Source organism: Rhizobium sp. USDA 4016, assembly GCF_056279705.1.
Genome location: NZ_JBWCCY010000002.1, coordinates 635,946 through 657,706, shown reverse-complemented (window position 1 = coordinate 657,706; position 21,761 = coordinate 635,946). Strand labels below are relative to the sequence as shown.

At 59.7% G+C, this 21,761-nt stretch carries 18 protein-coding genes and 1 pseudogene; 15 read left to right on the top strand and 4 right to left on the bottom strand.

The genetic code is table 11. The annotated features are described in order from the left end of the window. Positions 1 to 58 precede the first annotated feature (58 nt). Positions 59 to 934: a LysR substrate-binding domain-containing protein gene (locus ACZ9DP_RS04080; protein WP_476200383.1), complete on the top strand. Its 876-nt coding sequence runs from the start codon at positions 59 to 61 to the stop codon at positions 932 to 934. On the opposite strand, the gene ACZ9DP_RS04075 is transcribed toward ACZ9DP_RS04080, so the two are convergent. Next, positions 909 to 1,901: a GlxA family transcriptional regulator gene (locus ACZ9DP_RS04075; RefSeq protein WP_476200381.1), complete on the bottom strand. Its 993-nt coding sequence runs from the start codon at positions 1,899 to 1,901 to the stop codon at positions 909 to 911. The two genes, ACZ9DP_RS04080 and ACZ9DP_RS04075, sit on opposite strands and share 26 nt — an antisense overlap. Before the next feature lie 101 nt (positions 1,902 to 2,002). Here ACZ9DP_RS04075 and bcoG point away from each other — a divergent pair, with 101 nt between their 5' ends. From bcoG to ACZ9DP_RS04025, 10 genes are all read left to right on the top strand, one after another. Continuing rightward, positions 2,003 to 2,905 (top strand): 3-dehydrocarnitine:acetyl-CoA trimethylamine transferase BcoG, encoded by a 903-nt coding sequence (gene bcoG / locus ACZ9DP_RS04070; protein ID WP_476200380.1) that lies wholly within the window; start codon positions 2,003 to 2,005, stop codon positions 2,903 to 2,905. A gap of 7 nt (positions 2,906 to 2,912) precedes the next feature. Next, positions 2,913 to 4,415 (top strand): carnitine 3-dehydrogenase, encoded by a 1,503-nt coding sequence (locus ACZ9DP_RS04065; RefSeq protein WP_476200378.1) that lies wholly within the window; start codon positions 2,913 to 2,915, stop codon positions 4,413 to 4,415. Continuing rightward, positions 4,412 to 5,572: an acyl-CoA dehydrogenase family protein gene (locus ACZ9DP_RS04060; protein ID WP_074072610.1), complete on the top strand. Its 1,161-nt coding sequence runs from the start codon at positions 4,412 to 4,414 to the stop codon at positions 5,570 to 5,572. The genes ACZ9DP_RS04065 and ACZ9DP_RS04060 overlap by 4 nt, the downstream gene beginning before the upstream one ends. 4 nt (positions 5,573 to 5,576) lie before the next feature. Further along, positions 5,577 to 7,631, top strand: a complete 2,055-nt coding sequence (locus tag ACZ9DP_RS04055; protein WP_476200377.1) for an acetate--CoA ligase family protein — start codon at positions 5,577 to 5,579, stop codon at positions 7,629 to 7,631. Between the two features lie 6 nt (positions 7,632 to 7,637). Continuing rightward, positions 7,638 to 8,420, top strand: a complete 783-nt coding sequence (locus ACZ9DP_RS04050) for a carnitinyl-CoA dehydratase (protein WP_476200375.1) — start codon at positions 7,638 to 7,640, stop codon at positions 8,418 to 8,420. A gap of 121 nt (positions 8,421 to 8,541) precedes the next feature. Next, the gene (locus ACZ9DP_RS04045) at positions 8,542 to 10,131 is read left to right on the top strand and encodes an ABC transporter substrate-binding protein (RefSeq protein WP_476200374.1); all 1,590 of its coding nucleotides are present in this window, start codon (positions 8,542 to 8,544) and stop codon (positions 10,129 to 10,131) included. Positions 10,132 to 10,227: 96 nt separating this feature from the next. Next, positions 10,228 to 11,235: an ABC transporter permease gene (locus ACZ9DP_RS04040; RefSeq protein WP_194731886.1), complete on the top strand. Its 1,008-nt coding sequence runs from the start codon at positions 10,228 to 10,230 to the stop codon at positions 11,233 to 11,235. Next, positions 11,232 to 12,059 carry an ABC transporter permease gene (locus ACZ9DP_RS04035; protein ID WP_074072614.1) on the top strand — a complete coding sequence of 276 codons (828 nt, stop codon included), beginning with the start codon at positions 11,232 to 11,234 and terminating at the stop codon, positions 12,057 to 12,059. Before ACZ9DP_RS04040 ends, ACZ9DP_RS04035 begins: the two co-directional genes overlap by 4 nt. Continuing rightward, positions 12,052 to 13,683, top strand: coding sequence for an ABC transporter ATP-binding protein (locus tag ACZ9DP_RS04030; protein WP_476200373.1), 1,632 nt, complete (start codon positions 12,052 to 12,054; stop codon positions 13,681 to 13,683). Before ACZ9DP_RS04035 ends, ACZ9DP_RS04030 begins: the two co-directional genes overlap by 8 nt. Positions 13,684 to 13,729: 46 nt before the next feature. Beyond that, on the top strand, positions 13,730 to 15,733 hold the full coding sequence (locus ACZ9DP_RS04025) for a CocE/NonD family hydrolase (RefSeq protein ID WP_476200372.1): 2,004 nt from the start codon (positions 13,730 to 13,732) through the stop codon (positions 15,731 to 15,733). Positions 15,734 to 15,735: 2 nt separating this feature from the next. Here the strand turns inward: ACZ9DP_RS04025 and ACZ9DP_RS04020 are convergent, their stop codons facing one another. After that, entirely contained in the window at positions 15,736 to 16,632 is an 897-nt protein-coding gene (locus ACZ9DP_RS04020) for an alpha/beta hydrolase (protein WP_074072617.1), read from the bottom strand. Between the two features lie 91 nt (positions 16,633 to 16,723). Then, complete coding sequence (locus tag ACZ9DP_RS04015) at positions 16,724 to 17,200, bottom strand: Lrp/AsnC family transcriptional regulator (RefSeq protein WP_194730591.1); 477 nt, start codon at positions 17,198 to 17,200, stop codon at positions 16,724 to 16,726. 102 nt (positions 17,201 to 17,302) lie between these two features. Between ACZ9DP_RS04015 and ACZ9DP_RS04010 the strand changes: the two genes are divergently transcribed. After that, the gene (locus ACZ9DP_RS04010; protein ID WP_476200370.1) at positions 17,303 to 17,848 is read left to right on the top strand and encodes an RBBP9/YdeN family alpha/beta hydrolase; all 546 of its coding nucleotides are present in this window, start codon (positions 17,303 to 17,305) and stop codon (positions 17,846 to 17,848) included. 89 nt (positions 17,849 to 17,937) lie between these two features. Here ACZ9DP_RS04010 and ACZ9DP_RS04005 read toward each other — a convergent pair whose 3' ends face one another. Continuing rightward, complete coding sequence (locus ACZ9DP_RS04005; RefSeq protein ID WP_074072620.1) at positions 17,938 to 18,642, bottom strand: transcriptional regulator NanR; 705 nt, start codon at positions 18,640 to 18,642, stop codon at positions 17,938 to 17,940. Between the two features lie 176 nt (positions 18,643 to 18,818). Here ACZ9DP_RS04005 and oiaX point away from each other — a divergent pair, with 176 nt between their 5' ends. The 3 genes and pseudogenes from oiaX to ACZ9DP_RS03990 all read left to right on the top strand — a co-directional run. Beyond that, entirely contained in the window at positions 18,819 to 20,075 is a 1,257-nt protein-coding gene (gene oiaX / locus ACZ9DP_RS04000) for a 3-oxo-isoapionate-4-phosphate decarboxylase OiaX (protein WP_476202197.1), read from the top strand. Between the two features lie 5 nt (positions 20,076 to 20,080). Next, positions 20,081 to 21,418: a four-carbon acid sugar kinase family protein gene (locus ACZ9DP_RS03995; RefSeq protein ID WP_476200368.1), complete on the top strand. Its 1,338-nt coding sequence runs from the start codon at positions 20,081 to 20,083 to the stop codon at positions 21,416 to 21,418. A gap of 9 nt (positions 21,419 to 21,427) precedes the next feature. After that, a pseudogene (locus tag ACZ9DP_RS03990) lies at positions 21,428 to 21,664 on the top strand (triose-phosphate isomerase); the annotation flags it as partial. Between the last annotated feature and the right edge of the window lie 97 nt (positions 21,665 to 21,761).

Sequence of the window (21,761 nt, the reverse complement as noted above, 5' to 3'; positions counted from 1 at the left end):
TGACATCAGGCAAACGAATAGTAGAGATGTCTGCCATCGGATTTCTTTGTGGCTGCCCATGCGTGAACCAATTGAAAGCGACCTGCTGCGGACCTTTCTGGTTGTGACCGAAACGTCGAACTTTTCGGCCGCCGCCCAGCGCATCGGCCGAACCCAGTCGGCTGTCAGCGCTCAGGTGAAACGACTAGAGGACACGATCGGCGAAACGCTTTTCGAAAGAGGCGCGCGCGGCGTTGCTCTGACAGGCGCTGGAACGCAGCTCCTTCCCTATGCCCGACGGGTGATCGACCTTCTGAACGAGGCAACGGCGACGATCCGGACCAAGCCGCTGGACGGGCCTGTTCGCATCGGTATCCCCGAAGAATATAGTCAGACCGTATTGCCGGCCGCACTTGCTGCATTCTCCGTGCGCCACCCGGCCGTCGAGGTGACGATCTCTTGCGATTACACATCCCATAATCTCGCAGCGCTCGAACGCGACGACCTGGACCTCGCCGTCGTCTTCGACTGGAGCAATCAGATCAACGGCGAGGTACTTTGCATCGACCCTACGGTTTGGGTGACCTCGCTGGTGCATCGGTTACACGACGCCGATCCGCTGCCGATCGCAATTTACAGAAATTCAACCTGGTGCCGCGATTTTGCACTTCGTTCGCTGGAGCAGCACGGCCGCAGATATCGCATTGCCTTCATTGCCGATACTAGTTCCGGACTGAAGAACGCGGTCGCCGCCGGGCTTGCGGTGACCACGCTCTCCCGCAGCAACATCCCGCCCGGATGCCGGGAACTGACGAGTGCTGATGGCTTTCCGCTGGTCGATTCATCCCGGGTCGTATTGCGCCGCAGCCGGCATCATTCCACCGCGGCAATCCAGGAACTGGCCGAAAGGGTGCGGGAGGCCTTCCAGCCTATGGCCGCTCTTGCGCCAACATGATGCGACGGCGAAGGCGTCGCCGGGTGTCGGAGGGGCTCTCGGAGAAGCTTGCCCGGTAGCTCCGGGCAAAGGCAGAAGCCGAATTGAAGCCGGTTGCGGCTGCGATATCGGCAAAAGATGCCTTGGTCTCGATCACCTTGCGACGGGCAGCATTCAACCGCAACGCCAGATAGTGCACATGCGGCGGCGCCCCAATGCTCTCCTGAAAGAGCCCCTGCAGGTGACGCGCGCTGATGCCGACGCGGCGCGCAAGCCTGGCCAGAACCAAAGGCTGCTCGATGTTGTCTTCCATCAACCGGATCGCGTGAGCGACACGCGGATCGCGCATCCGCAAACTGACAGTCGATGGAGAAAGCTCGTGCTCGGAATGGAAATTTGCTTGTTCGTAGCTGAAGAGCCGGCTGACCTCCAGCGCCAGAGAATAACCTTGCCGCTGCCGGATCACCTCGAGCATCAGATCGACGGTCGGCAATGAGCCGGCAGTGGTCAGCCGCTTGCCATCGATGACGAAGCGGTCCCTTGAGGCCCGAACGTGCGGGTAGGCGAGTGCGAAATCTTCGAAATCCTCCCAATGGATAGTCGCAGAAGACCCATCAAGAAGGCTTGCTTCGGCAAGCAGCCACGTGCCGGATTCGATGCCCGCAATCATCCTTCGGTAGCGAGCAGCCTGCGAAAGCTGCATCTTCAGGGCCGGAGTGGCACTTTGCCGCCAGTTGTAGCTCGCGAGCACGAAGAGTGGCGCCGTATCGGCCGAAGCCTTGAAGGGCGCGCAGGCGGGAACCGGGATGTCGCTGGTGGTCGGAGCCGGATCGCCATCCGGGGTCAATAGACGCCAGCGATAGATCTCGTTGCCGGCAATGCGGTTGGCGCCTCGCAACGGCTCGATCACCGAGGCGATCAGGATCAGGTTCGTTTCCGGCAATATCAGAAGGTCTATATCGAGCCGTTCTGTCGATCGCGTCAGCATGGACTCTCCACGATTTCCAAAACTGTATCATCTAGTTCCGTTTATGCAAAGCAATGGCCGGGGCTTTGCCGCGTAATGGCCTCAATACGAGGGAGAACAAAATGCCTCTTGTGATGAACCGCGATGTCTTCATCACCTGTGCCGTGACCGGCGCCGGCGATACGGTCTCGAAATCCAGCCACGTTCCCATCACTCCCAAGCAGATCGCGGATTCCGCGATCGACGCCGCCAAGGCTGGGGCGGCAGTCGTTCACTGCCATGTCCGCGATCCGGACACCGGTGCCGCAAGCCGGCGCAACGACCTCTACAAGGAAGTCACCGATCGCATCCGCTCCGCCGAGATCGATGTCGTGCTCAATCTGACGGCCGGCATGGGCGGCGACCTGATTTTCGGCAATGTCGAAACGCCTCTGCCCCTGAACCCAAAAGGGACCGACATGGCGGGCGCCAGCGAGCGTGTCAGCCATGTCGGCGAATGCCTGCCGGAAATCTGCACGCTCGACTGCGGTACCATGAACTTCAGTCTCGGCGACTATGTCATGACCAATACGCCAGGCATGCTGCGCGCGATGGCGAAAAAGATGACCGATCTCGGTGTGCGGCCAGAAATCGAGGCGTTCGATACCGGCCATCTCTGGTTCGCCAAACAGCTTGCCGAAGAACGCCTGATCGAGGACCCGGTGCTGATCCAGCTCTGCATGGGTATCCCGTGGGGGGCGCCGGACGATCTCAATACCTTCATGGCGATGGTCAACAACGTGCCGCAGAGCTGGACCTTTTCGGCCTTCTCGATCGGCCGCAACGCCATGGCCTATCCGGCAGCGGCTATTCTCGCCGGCGGAAACGTCCGTGTCGGCCTGGAGGACAATCTCTATGCCGGCAAGGGCACGCTTGCCACCAATGCCCAGCTTGTCGAAAAGGCAGTCCAGGTGGTCGAAGGCATGGGCGCGCGCATCATCGGGCCGGAAGCGGTCCGAAAGAAGCTGAAACTGACGAAGCGCTGAGGGCCGGATGATCAAGATCAACAAGGCAGCCTGCATAGGCGGCGGCGTCATCGGCGGCGGATGGATTGCTCGCTTCCTTCTGGCCGGTATCGACGTTGACGTCTTCGATCCACATCCTGACGCGCGCCGCATCATCGGCGAGGTCCTCACCAATGCCGAACGGGCCTATGCGATGCTGACAGGCGCACCGCTGCCAAAACGCGGCAAGTTGACCTTCTGCGGCAGCTTGGAAGAAGCCGTCATCGATGCCGACTGGATCCAGGAAAGCGTGCCCGAACGGCTCGACTTGAAGCGTCGCGTGTTAGCCCAGATCGACGCGGCAGCGCGACCGGACGCCTTAATTGGCTCCTCGACGTCGGGCCTGCTGCCGACCGATCTTCAGCAGGACATGCAGTATCCGGAACGCCTCTTCGTCGCCCATCCCTATAATCCGGTCTATCTTCTGCCGCTGGTCGAGATCGTCGGCGGCGAGAAGACGGCGATGGCGACGATCAAGGCCGCGATGGAAAAATTGCCGCCGATTGGCATGAAGGGCGTTCACATCGCCAAGGAGATCGAGGCTTTTGTCGGCGACCGCCTTCTCGAGGCGCTCTGGCGCGAAGCCCTCTGGTTGATCCATGACGATATCTGCACAGTCGAGACGCTTGACGACGTGATCCGCTATTCCTTCGGCCTGCGCTGGGCACAGATGGGTCTCTTCGAGACCTATCGGATTGCAGGTGGCGAGGCTGGCATGCGCCACTTCCTCCAACAGTTCGGTCCCTGCCTCGCATGGCCCTGGACGAAGCTCACCAATGTGGTCGATCTTGACGACGCACTCGTCGAAAAGATCGGCCAGCAGTCCGATGAGCAGGCAGCCGGCCGTTCCATTCGTGAGCTCGAACGAATTCGCGACGAGAATCTCGTCGGTATCCTTCAGGCCCTGAAGGGGTCCAATGGCGGCAAGGGCTGGGGTGCTGGAAAGCTGCTTAAGGATTTCGAGCACGCGCTTTGGGCAGCGAGCGGAAAGACGAAGGCATCATCGGATCTCTCGCAACCGCTGCGACTGGTCGAAACCAAGGTCAGCCCCGCCTGGGTCGACTATAATGGCCATATGACCGAGCACCGTTACCTGCAGGTTTTCGGCGACACTTCGGATGCCCTCTTGCGCCTCATCGGTGTTGATCTCGCTTATGTTGAGGCGGGGCAAAGCTATTATACGGTGGAGACCCATATCCGCCATCTCGGAGAGGCCAAGCTCGGTCAGGCGATCCACGCAACCTGTCAGGTGCTTTGCGTCGATGAAAAGCGGTTGCAGGTGTTCCACACGATCCATGACACGGCGGCTGGCGAGGCGATTGCGACCGCCGAGCACATGTTGCTGCATGTCGACACAAGGGCCGGCAAAGCGATACCCGCCGCAGCTGGGGTGCTCGAGAAAGCCGGGTCCATCGCCGCTGCCCATGCGGCTCTCCCCCGTCCTGAAGGAGCCGGCCGCCACGTCGGTCAGAAGCGTTGGGGTTCGTCATGAATTTTGCTCTCAACGAAGAACAGGAGATGATCGTCAAAACGGTCCGCGGCTTCGTCGAAACGGAAATCTATCCGCACGAAAACGCCGTCGAGCGCACCGGCGTCGTCGCGCCTGAACTTGGCCAGGCGATCCGGCGCAAGTGTATCGAACTCGGCTTTTACGCCTGCAATTTCCCTGAAGAGGTTGGCGGCGCCGGGCTCGACCATACCACTTTTACTCTGGTGGAGCGGGAGCTTGGCCGCGGCTCGATGGCACTGACTGTCTTCTTCGGTCGTCCCTCGGGTATTCTCATGGCCTGCGAAGGTGACCAACGGGACCGGTATCTGCTGCCGGCTGTGCGCGGCGAGCGGATCGACGCGCTTGCAATTACCGAGCCGGATGCCGGCTCAGACATGCGCGGCATGAAGTGTGCGGCCCGCCGCCATGGGAGCGATTTCATTCTCAATGGCACGAAGCATTTCATCTCGCATGCCGACGTCGCCGATTTCGTCATCGTCTTTGCCGCAACCGGCGAGGAGGCGACACAGAAGGGAACGAAGAAGAAAATTACGGCCTTCCTCGTCGACCGCGGCACGCCGGGCTTCGAGATCCTCAAGGGATATGATTCCATATCGCACCGCGGCTACCACAATTGCATCTTGAACTTCACCGATTGCCGGCTTCCCGAGAGCCAGGTGCTGGGCGGGATCCATCGCGGATTCGATATTGCCAATGAATGGCTCTACGGCACGCGACTGACAGTTGCCGCCACCTGCGTCGGAAGGGCCCGGCGCGTCTTCGACATGGCCCTTCCCTACGCTGCCGAGCGCAGGCAGTTCGGCAAGCCGATCGGGGCCAATCAGGGCGTTTCTTTCAAGCTCGCGGATATGATCACCGAGATCGATGCGGCCGATTGGCTGACGCTTGCTGCAGCCTGGCGGCTCGATCAAGGTATTGGCGCCAACCGCGAGATCGCCTCGGCAAAGCTCTACGCTTCCGAAATGCTTGCGCGCGTAACTGACGAGGCGATCCAGATCTTCGGCGGGATGGGTCTGATGGACGATCTGCCGATTGCCCGGTTCTGGCGGGATGCGCGGGTCGAGCGCATCTGGGACGGCACTTCCGAGATCCAGCGCCACATCATCAGCCGTGAGCTGCTGCGGCCATTCGGAGCATGAAACGATGACCCAGCGCTCGCTCGACCGCCTGCTCAGACCTCAAACCATCGCTGTCTTCGGCGGTCGCGAGGCGCATCGGGTTATCGAGCAGTGCGACCGAATGGGGTTCGGTGGAGACGTCTGGCCCGTCCATCCAAAACTCGAAGAGGTTCATGGACGGCGCTGTTATCGTTCGATCCTGGAAATGCCCGCCGCGCCAGATGCCGCTTTCGTCGGCGTCAACAGGATGCTGACACTCGACATCGTCAGAGATCTTGCTGCAAGAGGAGCAGGCGGTGCGGTCTGTTACGCATCGGGCTTTAGCGAGGCGGCCGGCGAATTGGCCGACGGTGCCGATCTTCAAAGGCGCCTGCTGGACGCGGCGGGCGACATGCCGATCCTCGGGCCGAACTGCTATGGTTTGATCAACGGTCTCGATGGCGCATTGCTCTGGCCCGACCAGCATGGGATGCAACGTGTCAACCGCGGCGTTGCGATCCTTACCCAGTCCTCAAATATCGCGCTCAACCTGACCATGCAGACGCGCGGCCTGCCCATCGCCTATCTGGTCACGGTCGGCAACCAGGCGCAGACGTCACTTTCAGACGTCGCCTACGCGCTGCTCGAGGACCCTCGCGTCACGGCAGTCGGGCTTCACGTAGAGGGTTTCGGAAACCTGCCGGCGCTCCAGGAGCTCGCGCTGCGAGCACGCGAGCTGAAAAAGCCGGTCGTTGCGCTAAAGGTCGGGAAATCCGAGCAGGCGAAACGAGCGACGATTTCTCATACGGCCTCGCTTTCCGGCAGCGACGCGGTCGCCGATGCCGTTCTTGGCCGTCTGGGGATCGGCCGTGTCGGCTCATTACCGGAGTTGCTGGAAACGCTAAAACTCCTGCATGTTGCCGGACCGCTTACCGGCAATGCGATTTCCTCGATGAGCTGTTCAGGTGGTGAAGCGTCGCTGATGGCGGATGCCGCCGTCGGTCGCGCCGTAGAATTTCGCGCCTTGCGGCCTGGGCAGCTGGCGCCCCTTCGCCTCGCGCTCGGGCAAATGGTCACCCTTTCCAATCCCTTGGACTACCATACGTTTGCGTGGGGCGATCTCGGTCGCCAGACGGAGGCTTTTACGGCAATGTTTGAGGGCGGCTATGCGCTCAACCTCGTCGTGCTTGATTTCCCGCGGACCGACCGATGCGATGCTGCCGACTGGACGACGACGGTCGATGCGATCGTTGCCGCTTCAGCCTCCACCGGTGGGCTTGCAGGCGTTGTCGCGACGCTGCCCGAAAATATGCCTGAAGATCGTGCCGTCAGCCTGATGAAAAGAGGCGTCGTGCCTTTTTGCGGCATATTCGAAACGCTTGCAGCAACCGAAATCGCAAGCCGCATCGGTCGGGAATGGAGCGTTCCACCAGGGCTACGCCTTCTCGACGTGCCACAAGTCGAAGGCGAGATCGAAACGTTAGATGAGGTCGATGCAAAGGCAGCGCTCTCGGCCTTTGGCGTTCCCGTCCCTGCCGGTTTCGTTGCGAATTCTCCGCAAGAGGCGATGAAGCGCTCGGACGAGCTCGGCTATCCCGTCGCGCTCAAGGGGCTCGCCATTGAGCACAAGACGGAGGCGGGTGCGGTGGCGCTCAACTTAAAGGACGCAACGGCGGTATTCGAAGCAGCCACATCGATGAACGGCACCAAGGCATTCCTGGTCGAAAAGATGGTGGAGCACAGCGTCGCAGAGCTGATCATTGGAGCAGCACGCGATCCTGTCTTCGGATTGACACTCACAGTCGGTTCGGGCGGAATTTTGGTGGAATTGCTTGAAGATTCCGCCATTTTGTCGCTTCCAACGACAAGAACGGCGATAACGGAGACGATTTCGCGTCTGAGGATCGGAAAATTGATCAACGGCTATCGTGGCCGTCCAAAAGGCGACCTCGAAGCGGTTGTCTTCGCTGTCGCAGCAGCGGCAGATTATGTCGTAAAGAATGCCGCGCGTCTGGAGGAACTGGACATTAATCCATTGATGGTTCTTCCTGAAAACAAAGGCGTTGTCGCAGTCGACGCCCTTATACGGCGAAGGAGGTAGCAGAAGTTGAGCAGCTCCATTCGCACGAGACGCGACGGCGGTATTTTCGAGGTCATCATAGACCGGCCGAAAGCGAACGCCATCGATCTTGCAACGAGCCGCGAGATGGGCGTTCTTTTCCGCGACTTTCGAGACGATTCATCCCTGCGCGTAGCAATCATTTCCGGAGCCGGCGAAAAATTCTTTTCCGCAGGCTGGGATCTCAAGGCGGCAGCGGCAGGCGATGCCGTCGATGGCGACTACGGCATCGGAGGCTTCGGCGGGATGCAGGAACTGCGCGATCTTAACAAGCCGATCATCTGTGCTGTCAACGGCATCTGTTGCGGCGGCGGACTGGAGATTGCCCTTTCAGCGGATTTGATCGTCGCGGCTGAACATGCGACCTTCGCGCTGCCGGAAATCCGCTCGGGAACGGTTGCGGATGCAGCTTCCGTCAAGCTTCCCAAGCGCATTCCCTACCATATCGCAATGGAGATGCTCCTGACGGGACGCTGGCTCGACGTCCACGAGGCCCATCGCTGGGGCTTCGTAAACGAGGTCGTCGCGGCCGGCAAATTGATGGACCGTGCATGGGAAATTGGCCGGCTGCTCGAAAGCGGACCGCCGCTTGTCTATGCCGCAATCAAGGAAATCGTGCGCGAAGCGGAGGGAACAACGTTTCAGACTGCCATGAACAAGATCACAAAACGGCAGCTGGCAACCGTCGATACCCTCTATTCGAGCGAAGACCAATTGGAAGGCGCGCGGGCTTTCGCGGAGAAGCGAACCCCAATGTGGAAAGGAAAGTGACGAGGCGGCGGCAACCGCCATTTTTCCCGCATGATCTCGGGCGGCGCAGGCGGAAGAGGAAACCGCATGCCGCCAATTGCCCGAAAGTTCTGTCAACGCATCAAGAAGAAGGAACAGGGGAATGAACGGCTATACGAAATATCTCACAAGTCGCGTAACCGCCGGTGGACTGAGCCGCCGTGAATTCATCGGACGTGCCATGGCAGCAGGCATCACGCTGGCGGTTGCCGATAAACTCTTTACTGAAAGCGCAAAGGCGGCGGAGCCGAAGCGTGGCGGTCATCTGAAGCTCGGCCTCGAAGGTGGGGCAGCAACCGATTCCAAGGATCCGGCAAAATTCCTGTCGCAGTTCATGTTCTGCGTCGGCCGCTGCTGGGGCGATATGCTCGTTGAATCCGATCCGCTGACGGGGGCTGCAGTCCCTGCGCTTGCCGAATCCTGGGAGCCGTCGAAGGATGCGGCGACCTGGACCTTCAAGATCCGCAAGGGCGTCAAATTCCACGACGGCAAGGAATTGACAATCGACGACGTCGTCGCGACGCTGAAGCGCCACACGGACGCCAAGTCCGAATCCGGCGCCCTTGGCGTGCTGGGATCGATCAAGGACATCAAGGCGGATGGCGGCAATCTCGTATTGACGCTGAGCGAAGGCAATGCCGATATGCCACTTTTGCTCACCGACTATCACCTGGTGATCCAGCCCAATGGCGGCAATGACGATCCGCTCGCCTCGATCGGCACCGGCCCCTACAGGCTCACGAGCTTCGAACCGGGTGTTCGCGCAACTTTCGAGAAGAACAAGGACGACTGGCGCTCCGACCGCGGTTATGTCGATTCTATCGAAATCATCGGCATGAATGATGCTACCGCCCGTATCGCAGCGCTGTCATCCGGCCAGGTACACTACATCAATCGCGTCGATCCGAAGACGGTCGATCTTTTGAAGCGCGCACCGAACGTGGAGATCCTGTCCACCTCCGGCCGCGGCCACTACGTCTTCATCATGCATTGCGATACCGCGCCGTTCGACAACAATGACCTGCGCCTTGCCCTGAAATACGCCATGGATCGTGAAGCCATGGTCAAGAAGATCCTTGGCGGTTATGGCAAGGTCGGCAACGATTTCCCGATCAACAATACCTATGCGCTGTTTCCCGAGGGCATCGAGCAACGTGCGTATGATCCCGACAAGGCGGCATTCCATTACAAGAAGTCCGGTCACAGTGGCTCTGTTCTGTTGCGCACCTCCGAGGTGGCCTTCCCGGGTGGAGTCGATGCGGCCGTTCTCTATCAGGAAAGCTGCAAGAAGGCGGGCATCGAGATCGAGGTCAAGCGCGAGCCCGGCGACGGTTATTGGACCAACGTCTGGAACGTCCAGCCCTTCTCGACGTCTTATTGGGGCGGGCGGCCGACGCAGGACCAGATGTATTCCACCGCCTATCTGTCGACAGCCGACTGGAACGACACACGCTTCAAGCGACCGGATTTCGACAAGCTGCTGTTACAGGCGCGCGCCGAACTCGATGAGACCAAGCGCAAGGACATGTACCGGACGATGGCGATGATGGTGCGTGACGAAGGCGGGCTCATCCTGCCGATGTTCAACGACTTCGTGAATGCTTCCACCAAGCAGGTAAAGGGCTATGTTCACGATATCGGCAACGACATGTCGAACGGTTACGTCGCGACCCGCGTCTGGCTGGACGCCTAGCACGTGAAGGGGTTAACGCCCCTCATCTCTAACGCAGCCAGGACCGTGGGAATGCTCCCCGCGGTCCTCCCGACGTTTCAGCACGAGGCCTTTGCCATGTCCAATCCTCCGTCAGGTCACATCTTGCCCGGCCTGAGGTTCAAGCAGCGTTTTCCTCTGCTTGCCCTTATTCTCGAGCGCTTCGTGCTCAGCATCATCCTGCTCTTTGCCGTCTCCGTCGTGATCTTCGGAGGCCTGGAAGCACTGCCCGGCGATTTCGCGACAACCTATCTCGGCCAGTCCGCTACCCCTCAAGCCGTCGCCAATATCCGTCAGGAACTCGGGCTGAACCGTCCGGTAACGACGCGCTATTTCGAATGGCTCGGAGATGCCCTACGGGGTGACTTCGGCTCGTCGTGGGCCAGTAAAAATTCCGTCGGCGAGCAGATCGGCAAGCGTCTTGGCAATTCACTCTTCCTTGCGGGCTTCGCTGCCGTTATCTCGGTACCGCTTGCCGTCGGTCTCGGTATGCTCGCCGTCCATTTCCGCAACCGTCTGCCGGACAAGATCATCAACATCATCTCGCTGGCGGCGATTTCGCTGCCTGAATTCTTCATCGGCTATCTCCTGATCCTTTTCTTCGCCGTCAAACTCGGTGTCGCGACCTTTCCGGCGACCGTCTATGAAAGCATGGGTCTCGTCGACCGACTGAAGGCGATCGCTCTGCCCACGGCAACCCTCGTTCTCGTCGTCCTGGCGCATATGATGCGAATGACGCGCGCTGCCATCCTTTCCGTTATGTCTTCAGCCTATATGGAAACTGCCGAGCTCAAGGGGCTCGGTGCCTTCCGATCAATCGTCAAGCACGCAGCCCCCAACGCGCTGGCGCCGATCATCAATGTGGTGGCGCTCAACCTTGCCTATCTCGTCGTCGGCGTCGTAGTTGTCGAGGTCGTCTTCGTCTATCCCGGCATGGGTCAGTATATGGTCGACGCTGTCACGGTTCGCGACATGCCGGTCGTGCAGGCCTGCGGTCTCATCTTCGCTGCTGTCTATATCTTCCTGAACATGGTGGCCGACATCCTCGCCATCATCGCCAATCCGCGACTGAGGCACCCGCGATGAGATTGCGAAATGTTCCCATCACGGCCTGGATCGGTATGTTCGGCATTGCAGCCGCCTTCATCTGCGCGATCTTTGCGCCCTTGCTTGCCCCCTATGGCGAAACGGAAGTGGTCGGCAACGTCTGGCAGATAGCCGATGGCCAGTATTTCTTTGGGCTCGACAATCTCGGACGCGACATCCTCTCACGTCTGATCTTTGGCGCCCGCACGACGCTGTTTGTCGCCCTTGCCGCGACGATCATCTCCTTTTCGCTCGGCATCATCTTGAGCTTCACAGCGGCCGTCTCGCGCGGATGGATCGATATGGTCTTCTCACGATTCAACGATCTGATGATGTCGATCCCGACGCTGATCTTCGCGCTCGTCGTTCTCGCCGTGTTGCCACAAAACCTGATCGTGCTGATTCTCGTGATGGCGATTCTCGATTCCACCCGCGTTTACCGTCTCGGTCGGGCGGTCGCGCTCGATGTCGCCGTCATGGAGTTCGTCGAAGCCGCGAAACTGCGCGGCGAAGGCAAGACCTGGATCATCTTCCGCGAGATCCTGCCAAATACGCTGACACCACTGCTTGCCGAATTTGGCTTGCGCTTCGCCTTCTCGATCCTGTTCTTGTCGACGCTTTCTTTCCTCGGTCTCGGCATTCAGCCGCCAGCCGCCGATTGGGGCGGCATGGTCAAGGATAACAAGGACGGCATCATCTTCGGAATTTCCGCAGCCCTTGTTCCCGGTTCGGCGATCGCAGCCCTTGCCGTCTGCGTCAATCTCGTGGTGGACTGGCTGTTGAAACGTACGTCCAGCCTCAAGGGAGGGCGCGGCGATGCCTGAGCTTCTTTGCGTCCGCAATCTGAAAATCGAAGCGACCAGCTATCCCCCCGGCGAGCCGCCGAAGCGCGTGACGATCGTCGATGACGTGTCCTTCGACCTGAAAAGGGGCAAGGTTCTTGGCCTCATCGGCGAATCCGGCGCAGGCAAATCGACGATCGGGCTTTCTGCCCTGGCCTATGGTCGAGGCGGTGCCGAAATTACAGGCGGCGAGGTTCGTCTCGACGGCCAGAATATTCTCGCACTCAACAGGGACGGTATCCGCCGGATCCGCGGTGCGCGCGTCTGCTATGTCGCGCAGTCGGCGGCAGCCGCTTTCAATCCCGCACACCGGCTTGGCGATCAGGTGATCGAGGCCTCAGTGAAACATGGGCTCATGACCAAAGAGGAAGCGAAGGAAAGGGCAACGGAGCTGTTTCGGGTGCTTGGCCTGCCGAACCCCGAGACCTTTGGAGATCGCTTTCCCCATCAGGTCTCCGGCGGCCAGCTGCAGCGCGCCATGACGGCCATGGCGCTCTGCCCCAATCCCGAACTCATCGTCTTTGACGAGCCGACGACAGCGCTTGACGTCACGACCCAGATCGATGTCCTTGCCGCTATCAAGCATGCGATCGAAAAGACACGCACGGCAGCACTCTATATCACCCACGACCTCGCCGTGGTTGCTCAGATTTCCGACGACATCATGGTGCTGCGCTACGGAAAGCAGGTTGAGTATGGCAGCGTGCAGCAGATCATCGAGGCGCCGCGGCAAGAGTATACGCGTGCCCTCGTCAATGTGCGTCAGGCTGTTCGAGAAGAAGCACCCGACCAGTCCGATACGCTCTTGAAGGTCGACCATGTCAGCGCTGAATATTCCAACGGCCTCAAGGTACTGCACGGTGTCTCGCTGCATGTTCCTAGGGGCCAGACGCTTGCCGTCGTCGGCGAATCCGGTTCCGGAAAGTCGACGCTTGCGCGCGTCATCACCGGTCTTCTGCCGCCGAGCGAGGGCAAGGTGTTTTTCAACGGCAATCCTTTGACGTCGAATGTCAAAAGTCGCTCGCATGACGATCTGAGGCGCATCCAGCTAATCTACCAGATGGCCGACACGGCGATGAACCCGCGCCAGACCGTGCGCGACATCATCGGCCGGCCACTTACGTTCTATTACGGCCTGCGCGGGGCAGCCAAGACCGCTCGGGTCAAGGAACTGCTCGATCAGATCGAGATGGGCAACGGCTTCATCGATCGCTACCCGGCGGAGCTTTCAGGGGGGCAGAAGCAACGTGTCGCCATTGCGCGGGCACTTGCCGCAAAACCGCAACTCATTCTCTGTGACGAACCCACTTCAGCGCTCGATCCACTGGTCGCAGAAGGCATCCTGAACCTTCTTCTGCGGCTGCAGGAAGATACGCAGCTTTCCTACATCTTCATCACCCACGATATCGCCATCGTGCGGGCGATCGCCGACAGCGTTGCAGTGATGCATCGCGGCAAGCTCGTCCGCTTCGGACCAAAATCCAAGGTGCTCTCCCCGCCATTCGACGACTATACCGATCTCTTGCTCAAATCCGTACCCGAGATGGAGATCGGCTGGCTTGAGCGGGTGCTCACCACACGTAGGATGGAGAGCGCTGGCAACTGAATTCCCATCGGTTCGCTATTCCTCCGCATTTGCTGACCAGGACACCATGACCGAACGCGGCTTCACGACCATCGAAAACCATTGGATCGCCCTGAAAGACGGTACGCAGCTTGCAGCGCGCATCTGGATGCCTGACGACGCGGTGGCCGATCCCGTCCCGGCGGTCTTCGAGTTCTTGCCTTACCGCAAGCGCGACGGAACCAGCCTTCGTGATGAATCGACCTATCCCGTCTTCGCCGCTGCAGGGATTGCAGGGGTGCGCGTCGACATCAGAGGGTCAGGCGAATCCGACGATGTCATTGACGGCGAATATACCGAGCTCGAACTCGCCAACGCCTGCGAACTGATCGCCTGGATCGCTGCTCAGCCCTGGTCGAACGGTTCTGTCGGCATGATGGGTATCTCCTGGGGCGGTTTCAACAGTCTTCAGGTCGCAGCCCTTCGCCCGCCGGCTCTTAAAGCGATCATCTCCATCGCTTCGACGGTCGATCGTTTTAACGATGACATCCATTACAAAAACGGATGCCATCTTTCGGCTCAGCTTTCCTGGGCTGCAACCATGCTCGGTTATCAGTCACGCCCGCCGGACCCTGCAATCGTCGGCGACCGCTGGAAGGAAATGTGGCTGCAGCGCCTTAAGCGCGAACCCTTCTTCATGGAAGAGTGGCTCAAGCATCAGCGCAAGGATGACTTCTGGCGTCATGGCTCGATTTCGGAAGATTTTTCCCGCGTCGACATTCCCGCACTTGTCATCGCCGGTTGGGCCGATGGCTACCGCAATACGCCGCTGATGGCGGTGGAAGGTCTCGGCGGCAAGGCGAAGGCGCTCATCGGGCCCTGGGTTCACAAATACCCGCATTTCGCCTGGCCAAAGCCACGCACCGACTTTCACGGGGAGGCAATCGCCTGGTGGAACCGCTGGCTGCGTGGCGACAAAAACGGCGCCGATGCGCTGCCGCAGGTGCGCGCCTATATCCTCGACGCCATCCGGCCGGCGCCGTGCCGCGATTTCGACCCCGGCTTCTGGATCGCCAAGGATGTCTGGGAGCCGCCGAAGATGCAGTGCTTTTATGTCGAGCAGTTCGGCCGGCTGACTGAGGGGATGCCGATCCCCCAGGCGCCGGAGCATCGCCTCTATCTCCGTTCACCGCTCGATACCGGCACTGCGTCGGGCGAATATTTCACGCTGAAGCCGGATGCGGAGATGGCTCTCGACCAGCGCGGCGACGATGCCGGGTCTCTCGTTTTCGACACCGTGCCGATTGCCGAAGACCATGACTATCTCGGCCGGCCGGAACTCACTCTCTCTCTTCGCTCAGAGGCGGCGAGCGCCAATCTTTGCGTGCGCCTGGTCGATGTTCATCCCGATGGGACAGCAACACGCATCTCCTTCGGCGTGCTCAACCTTGCTCATCGCGACAGCAATGCCGCGCCGGAACCGCTGAAGACGGGAGAACGGACCACGGTGCGCGTCGTCCTTGATGCCTGCGGCTATCGCGTCCGCCGCGGTCACCGCATCCGCCTTTCACTCTCGACTGCCTATTGGCCGCTGATACTGCCGCCTCCGGAAGACGCTGGCGTGAGCATCGATATAGCCTCGATCGGCCTTGCGCTTCCCAAACTCGGCGACCATCAACAGATCGAGATGAAGGCGCCTGAGGATCCTGATCCTCTGCCGAAGTATATCGAGCACGCTCCTGCTGCCACGAAAAGACAGGTCGTCCGTGATCTGTGCGGCAATTTCACCCACTATCAGATCCATGAGGACACCGGTCTTTTCGAGCATCCCGAGACTGGGCTTTCGACACGGCAGCTGAGGCAAGAAGTCTGGTCGATCGCACCCGACGATCCTCTCTCGATGACCGGCACTTCGACGTGGACATGCGACATGCAGCGCCCCGGCTGGTCTATCCGCACCGTGTCGACGGCCAGGATCTCCTGCACTAAGACGAGTTGGATGATCAGCGCCGTTGTCACGGCCTATGAAGGCGAGACTCAGGTCTTTGAAAAGATCTTCGCTGAAAAGCAGATCCCGCGGGACCTGATGTAATGTCATGGTCCAGCAAAGCGGCTGGCGGCCTCGCACACTGCCCGAAAGCCGATGCGAGCTCCATCGCTCATATGACGCGCTCTTAGCCAGGCGTGCAGCAATTGCGGCTCTTCGCGGAACCAGACCTCCACACCGGCCCTCGCAAGCTTGGCCGCGTAGTGGCGGCCATCGTCGCGCAGCGGATCGAAATGAGCGACGGTGATGAAGGCCGGCGGCAGCTCCGCATATGAGGCGGCGGCAAGGGGCTCGGCGACGGGATCGCCTGGCGGAGCCTTCAGGCTTGCGCGGTAATAGGCGACGTCCGACGTTTTCAACCCCGGTGCATTTTCCATTTCACTGTAGGACCCGGATACAAGATCTCCACCAAGCGTCGGATAGATCAGCACCTGGCCAGCAATGCCGAGCAATCGCTGCTGCTGCGCTCTGATCGCCAATCCAGCGGCAAGATTGCCGCCAGCACTGTCGCCGATCAGCACGACCTGCCTGCCTGAGACGAGCAGGTGTTTCAACACCTCGAAACAATCATCCGTTTGCGCCGGCCATCGATATTCGGGCGCAAGGCGATAATCGACCGAAATGAGCTCGGCACCGGCAAAATCGGCAATCTCGGCGCAGATCGCGTGATGGCTCTCAAGCGATCCCACGACAAAGCCGCCGCCATGCAGATAAAGCAGGGCAGTTTCTGTCCTGATCGCCTTTGGCCGATAATGCCGTGTTGCTATCCTGTCGAGAACGAGGGCATCCTCAGTCGTCAGTCCCTCCGGCAGGGGCTGGTCGAAACGCGCACAAAGAGCATCGTACCATTGCCTTTGCTGGGAAATGGGAGCAGCCACCGCATCAGCGGGATAGAAGCTGTCACAAATTGCAAGGAACTGCAGAATCCCTGTCTCTGTCGGCATCGGATGATGCACAGGCGTACCTCTTTTTGGTCGACGTTGCGTCCGTTTTTTTCCTCGTAAAAACCGCTGGGTCGGCTTTGTTCTGGAATTCCTAAACCTGCTGGATCAGCGTGCGCCCGATGAATTTCGGCGGCTCACCGCGCAAAACGAGGGACGTTGTTACGGCCCCGAACCTCGCGATCGAATCCACGATCGTCTCGAGGTCTCCCGGGGACGGGACCAGAACCTTCAAGAAAAAGCAGTCCTCTCCCGTCAGCCGCAGCACTTCTATGACATGCGGCATTTCGGAAAATTGCTTCAAACATGCACGGATGTGCTCGTGCGTCGTGCGAAGGCGCACGACCGCCATCATTCCCAATCCTAGTCGGGTGGCATCGATACGTGCTCCGTATCCGGCGATGATGCCACGTTCTTCCAGCCGCTTTACCCTCTCCGACGTCGCCGGTTGAGACAATCCAATCTTGCGCCCAAGTTCCGAAATCGCAATCCGTCCGTCCTCCTGCAATGCTTCAATGATGGCGATATCGGTCGGATCGAGCAGGAAGCGGCCGTTTTGGGCAGGTGTCATGCTTTGACCTTTAGTTCATCGGAAATCGGATGTGTTTTCCGATGATTGCCTATTCCAGAGACAGATGGAAGACGCCATTTTCCCGACGTGAAAGGAGAAAGCATGGCCGACATCATCATTCTGCCCGGTATTGGAGGATCAGGGGAGACACATTGGCAAACGCATTGGGAGCGGACGAATCCCCGAGCGATCCGTTTTCAACCGAAGAGCTGGGATAGGCCGGATTTACCGGACTGGGCCGAAGCGCTGGAGCGAACCGTCGCCGCCACGAAAAATGCGCCGCTGCTGGTGGCGCACAGCCTGGCGTGCCTTCTGGTCGTCCATTGGCAGCGCATTTCTTCTCTTCCCGTCGCAGGCGCCTTCCTTGTGGCGGTTCCCGATCCACGGTCCGATGCCTATCCGGTGGAGGCTGCCGGTTTCGCCGACCCGCCGGAAGGCAAGCTCCGTTTTCCCTCTCTCGTCATTGCAAGTTCCGACGATCCTTATGGGAAAATTGAATATGCCCGCATGCGGGCGGCCGAATGGGGCAGCCACATTGTCGAGGTCGGAGCGGTCGGCCATATCAACGGCCGCAGTGGGCTTGAGGACTGGCCGAGTGGGCTAGCCTTGTTCCAGGCCTTTGCCGAAAGCATTTCCAAGAGAGCATGAGCAAGCGACTGCTGCCGAGCGGCGGCGCGAACGAACCTTCATCCGGAAAGCCGCTCGGATATCCGTAGTGATGGAGCCGCGTGAGTGAACTACTTCGTGTAGAGCGCCCGCGAGCGTTCGAGATGCTTCAGAACCGCTGCCTCGGCACCATCGGCGTCGTTTGCGGCAAGCCGCTCAAGAATTTCCTCGTGCTCGACCAGTGTAAGCTTTTCCTTGCCGGTCCAGATGAGCATTTCGGTGTGATATTCCTTCAGCCATGCGAGCATTGCCTCACTCACTGCGACGAATATCGGATTGCCGGAAATCTGAGCGATGCGCGTATGAAACTGCATATCCGCGGCGATGAATTCTTCTGCGTGTCCCAATGCGCGGCGCTGGCGGTCGATAATGTCGCGAAGCGCGTCGACGTCGCTCTGCTTGGTACGTTGGGCGGCCTCCCGCGCCATGCCCCGTTCGAAGAAAATTCGGGCGCTCTTCAGATGCTCCAGAGAATCGGCCGACTGGGACAGCATGATCTTCGCTGTCAAATCGACCTGACGGAAGATCGATTGAGCCGTCAGTTGCAGTACCTTGGCACGTTCACCATGGGAAATGTTCACGAGCCCCTTATTGGCAAGTGACTGCATCGCTTCGCGGATTGCAGGACGACCAACGCCAAAGCGCTCCATGAGAACGCGTTCGGACGGCATTTCGTCGCCAGGCTGAAGTTCGCCTGACGTAATCATCCGCTCGAGTCGATCAAACACTTCGTCGGACAGTTTCCGGCGGACGATTTGTTCGATGGGTTGTGTCATAAGATCTCGCTGGCTCAAAATGTCTCCTCCTACCATCTTCCATGCCGAGAACAAAGCTCAGCCGAAATGCGCCGCATCGAAAGATTCCACTTTTCATCGAATGGAATACTGATTATACCAGATCATAAGTTGACGCCATGACAATCTTTCGTGGCGACAGGAGCAACCTGCACGTCATGATGATTACGCTGACCTACCGCATCGAGACGCCTGGGAGCGTCGAATCAATGGCGGACAAGATCGCAAGCGACCAGTCGACCGGAACCTTCGTGCCCGTTCCGGGCGAAACCGAGGAGCTGAAATCGCGTGTCGCCGCCCGAGTGCTGGCGATCCGCCGCCTCGGCGATGCAGGCCGTCCAACATGGCCGGAGGTTGGGCCCGGCACTCTGCTCCACCGCGCCGATGTCGACATCGCCTTTCCGCTGGACGCGATCGGCACAGATCTTTCAGCCCTGATGACCATCGCGATCGGCGGCGTCTATTCCATCAAGGGCATGACCGGCATTCGCATCGTCGACATGAAGCTGCCGGACGCCTTCAAGGGTGCCCATCCGGGACCGCAGTTCGGCATTCCCGGAAGTCGCCGCCTGACCGGGGTAGAGGCCCGTCCGATCATCGGAACGATCGTCAAGCCGGCCCTTGGCCTGCGGCCGTATGAAACGGCGGAGCTTGTCGGCGAACTCATCAAGTCCGGCGTCGACTTCATTAAGGATGACGAGAAGCTGATGAGCCCGGCCTATTCGCCGCTCGAGGAGCGTGTCGCAGCGATCATGCCGCGTATTCTGGACCACGAACAGAAGACCGGCAAGAAGGTCATGTATGCGTTCGGCATCTCGCATGCCGACCCCGACGAAATGATGCGCAACCACGACATCGTCGCCAAGGCCGGCGGCAACTGCGCCGTCGTCAACATCAACTCGATAGGCTTCGGCGGTATGAGTTTTCTTCGAAAGCGTTCCAATCTGGTGCTGCATGCGCATCGCAACGGTTGGGACCTGCTGACGCGCGACCCTGGCGCCGGCATGGACTTCAAGGTCTATCAGCAATTTTGGCGGCTGCTCGGCGTCGACCAGTTCCAGATCAACGGCATCCGGGTAAAGTACTGGGAACCGGACGAAAGCTTCATCGCATCGTTCAAGGCCGTCACCACGCCGCTCTTCGACGCCTCCGACTGCCCGCTTCCGGTTGCGGGATCCGGTCAGTGGGGAGGACAGGCCCCGGAGACCTACCAACGAACCGGCCGTACCACCGACCTTCTCTACCTTTGCGGCGGCGGCATCGTCAGTCATCCCGGCGGACCGGCCGCCGGGGTTCGGGCGGTACAGCAGGCCTGGCAGGCCGCAGTCGCCGGTATACCATTGGAGGCCTACGCTAAGGATCATCCGGAGCTTGCCGCTTCCATTGCAAAGTTCAGCGACGGAAAAGGCGCCTGATCGCGATGGACAAGCTCCTCGTCAGCTACTACGGCGATGACTTTACCGGCTCCACCGATGTCATGGAGGCCTTGGCGTCGAACGGCATTGCGACTGCGCTCTTTCTCGACATCCCTACGCCCGAAATTCTCGCCCGCTTCAAGGGTTGCCAGGCGATCGGTATTGCGGGAACAAGCCGCAGCGAGACACCCGCATGGATGCAACAGCACCTGACGCCCGCTTTCGAATGGCTGAAGTCGCTGGGCGCCGAGATATGCCATTACAAGGTCTGCTCGACCTTCGATTCCAGTGCTGAGATCGGCAGCATCGGCAAGGCGATCGAAATCGGCCGGACGACGTTCGCTCAGTCCATTGTGCCTGTCATCGTTGGTGCGCCGCAATTGAAGCGTTATACCGCCTTCGGCAACCTCTTTGCCGCCTACCAGGGCCGTATCTATCGCATCGACCGGCACCCGGTGATGCGCTGCCATCCGGTAACTCCGATGGATGAGGCCGACCTTGCCGTCCACCTGGCAAAGCAGACCCGGGTTCCCGTTGCAGTCGCCGACCTTGTTGCGCTCACATCCGCAAACGCCGACGCGCGTATCGACGAACTCGCGTCGATTTCAGACGGGATTGTGCTCATCGATGTCGAATCCGAGGCGACGCAGGTGGCTGCAGGTAAACAGCTACTCCGTCTTACCAGCAAATCCTCGAGTTTCGTTGCCGGCTCGTCGGGGGTCGAATACGCGCTTCTCAGTGCCTGGCGGCGAAACGGCATTATCGGCGAAAGCAGCATCGAGTTTGCCGATGTCGGCCCGGTTGACCGCCTCGCCGTCGTCTCCGGCAGCGTATCTCCGACGACCGAGCGTCAAATCCGAAATGCGGTCCATGACGGCTTTGAAAGCATTGCACTCGACCCTCTTGCACTGGTGTCGGAGGATAGCGAACGCTCGGCGGATGAGGCGGTACAGGCCGGCACCCGAAAGCTGAAGGAGGGAAAGAGCGTCATTTTCTATACCGCCCTTGGCCCATCGGCGGACGTTGGCGTCCACATCGACATGGTCCCGGGCGCTCGTCACAAGCTCGGAAGCGTGCTCGGCTCGGTCTTGCGCCGTTTGATCGAGAGCGAAGGGCTTTCGCGTGCGGTCATTGCCGGTGGCGATACCTCCAGTCATGCACTCAGGCAGTTGAAGATCGACGCTCTGACGACGCTACTTCCGCTTCCCCACACACCGGGTTCTCCGCTTTGCCTCGCGCATGGCAGCTATGAGCCGACGAATGGCCTGCAGATCGCTCTTAAGGGTGGCCAGGTTGGATCCGACGGCTATTTCGCGCAGATCCGCGATGGAAGGAAAGACTGAGATGAGCTTCTGGGTCGGCACCACAAAACCGTCGACGAAGCGCTCGCCTTCGTGCACCGCCTCGCCGATGCCGACCGTGAACGTGACATTCGCATCCAGCGGTTCGTCATCCCTTCCTTCATCGCTATTTGCAAAGTCGGCGCCTAGAACATGCACTGGGAGGTCTCCGGCGCGTGGACGGGCGAAGTCTCGCCGATGATGTTGAAAGAGTGCCAGCGCGAGCATTTCGGGGAGACCGATAAAACGTCGGAATTCGATCCTTCTGGCCCTTCGGCTGAAAATGTGCGGGCGATTGATCGGCTCGACGAAGAAAACCATGCATCGTGATGTTTTACTGGTGATA

Bases quoted from the DNA above. Each gene is read 5' to 3' on its own strand.
- ACZ9DP_RS04080 (WP_476200383.1), top strand. From the start codon at position 59: ATGCGTGAACCAATTGAAAGCGACCTGCTGCGGACCTTTCTGGTTGTG.
- oiaX (WP_476202197.1), top strand. From the start codon at position 18,819: ATGATGATTACGCTGACCTACCGCATCGAGACGCCTGGGAGCGTCGAA.
- ACZ9DP_RS04010 (WP_476200370.1), top strand. From the start codon at position 17,303: ATGGCCGACATCATCATTCTGCCCGGTATTGGAGGATCAGGGGAGACA.
- ACZ9DP_RS04005 (WP_074072620.1), bottom strand. From the start codon at position 18,642: ATGACACAACCCATCGAACAAATCGTCCGCCGGAAACTGTCCGACGAA.
- bcoG (WP_476200380.1), top strand. From the start codon at position 2,003: ATGCCTCTTGTGATGAACCGCGATGTCTTCATCACCTGTGCCGTGACC.
- ACZ9DP_RS04040 (WP_194731886.1), top strand. From the start codon at position 10,228: ATGTCCAATCCTCCGTCAGGTCACATCTTGCCCGGCCTGAGGTTCAAG.
- ACZ9DP_RS04035 (WP_074072614.1), top strand. From the start codon at position 11,232: ATGAGATTGCGAAATGTTCCCATCACGGCCTGGATCGGTATGTTCGGC.
- ACZ9DP_RS04065 (WP_476200378.1), top strand. From the start codon at position 2,913: ATGATCAAGATCAACAAGGCAGCCTGCATAGGCGGCGGCGTCATCGGC.
- ACZ9DP_RS04045 (WP_476200374.1), top strand. From the start codon at position 8,542: ATGAACGGCTATACGAAATATCTCACAAGTCGCGTAACCGCCGGTGGA.
- ACZ9DP_RS04075 (WP_476200381.1), bottom strand. From the start codon at position 1,901: ATGCTGACGCGATCGACAGAACGGCTCGATATAGACCTTCTGATATTG.
- ACZ9DP_RS04055 (WP_476200377.1), top strand. From the start codon at position 5,577: ATGACCCAGCGCTCGCTCGACCGCCTGCTCAGACCTCAAACCATCGCT.
- ACZ9DP_RS04030 (WP_476200373.1), top strand. From the start codon at position 12,052: ATGCCTGAGCTTCTTTGCGTCCGCAATCTGAAAATCGAAGCGACCAGC.
- ACZ9DP_RS03995 (WP_476200368.1), top strand. From the start codon at position 20,081: ATGGACAAGCTCCTCGTCAGCTACTACGGCGATGACTTTACCGGCTCC.
- ACZ9DP_RS04020 (WP_074072617.1), bottom strand. From the start codon at position 16,632: ATGCCGACAGAGACAGGGATTCTGCAGTTCCTTGCAATTTGTGACAGC.
- ACZ9DP_RS04025 (WP_476200372.1), top strand. From the start codon at position 13,730: ATGACCGAACGCGGCTTCACGACCATCGAAAACCATTGGATCGCCCTG.
- ACZ9DP_RS04015 (WP_194730591.1), bottom strand. From the start codon at position 17,200: ATGACACCTGCCCAAAACGGCCGCTTCCTGCTCGATCCGACCGATATC.
- ACZ9DP_RS04060 (WP_074072610.1), top strand. From the start codon at position 4,412: ATGAATTTTGCTCTCAACGAAGAACAGGAGATGATCGTCAAAACGGTC.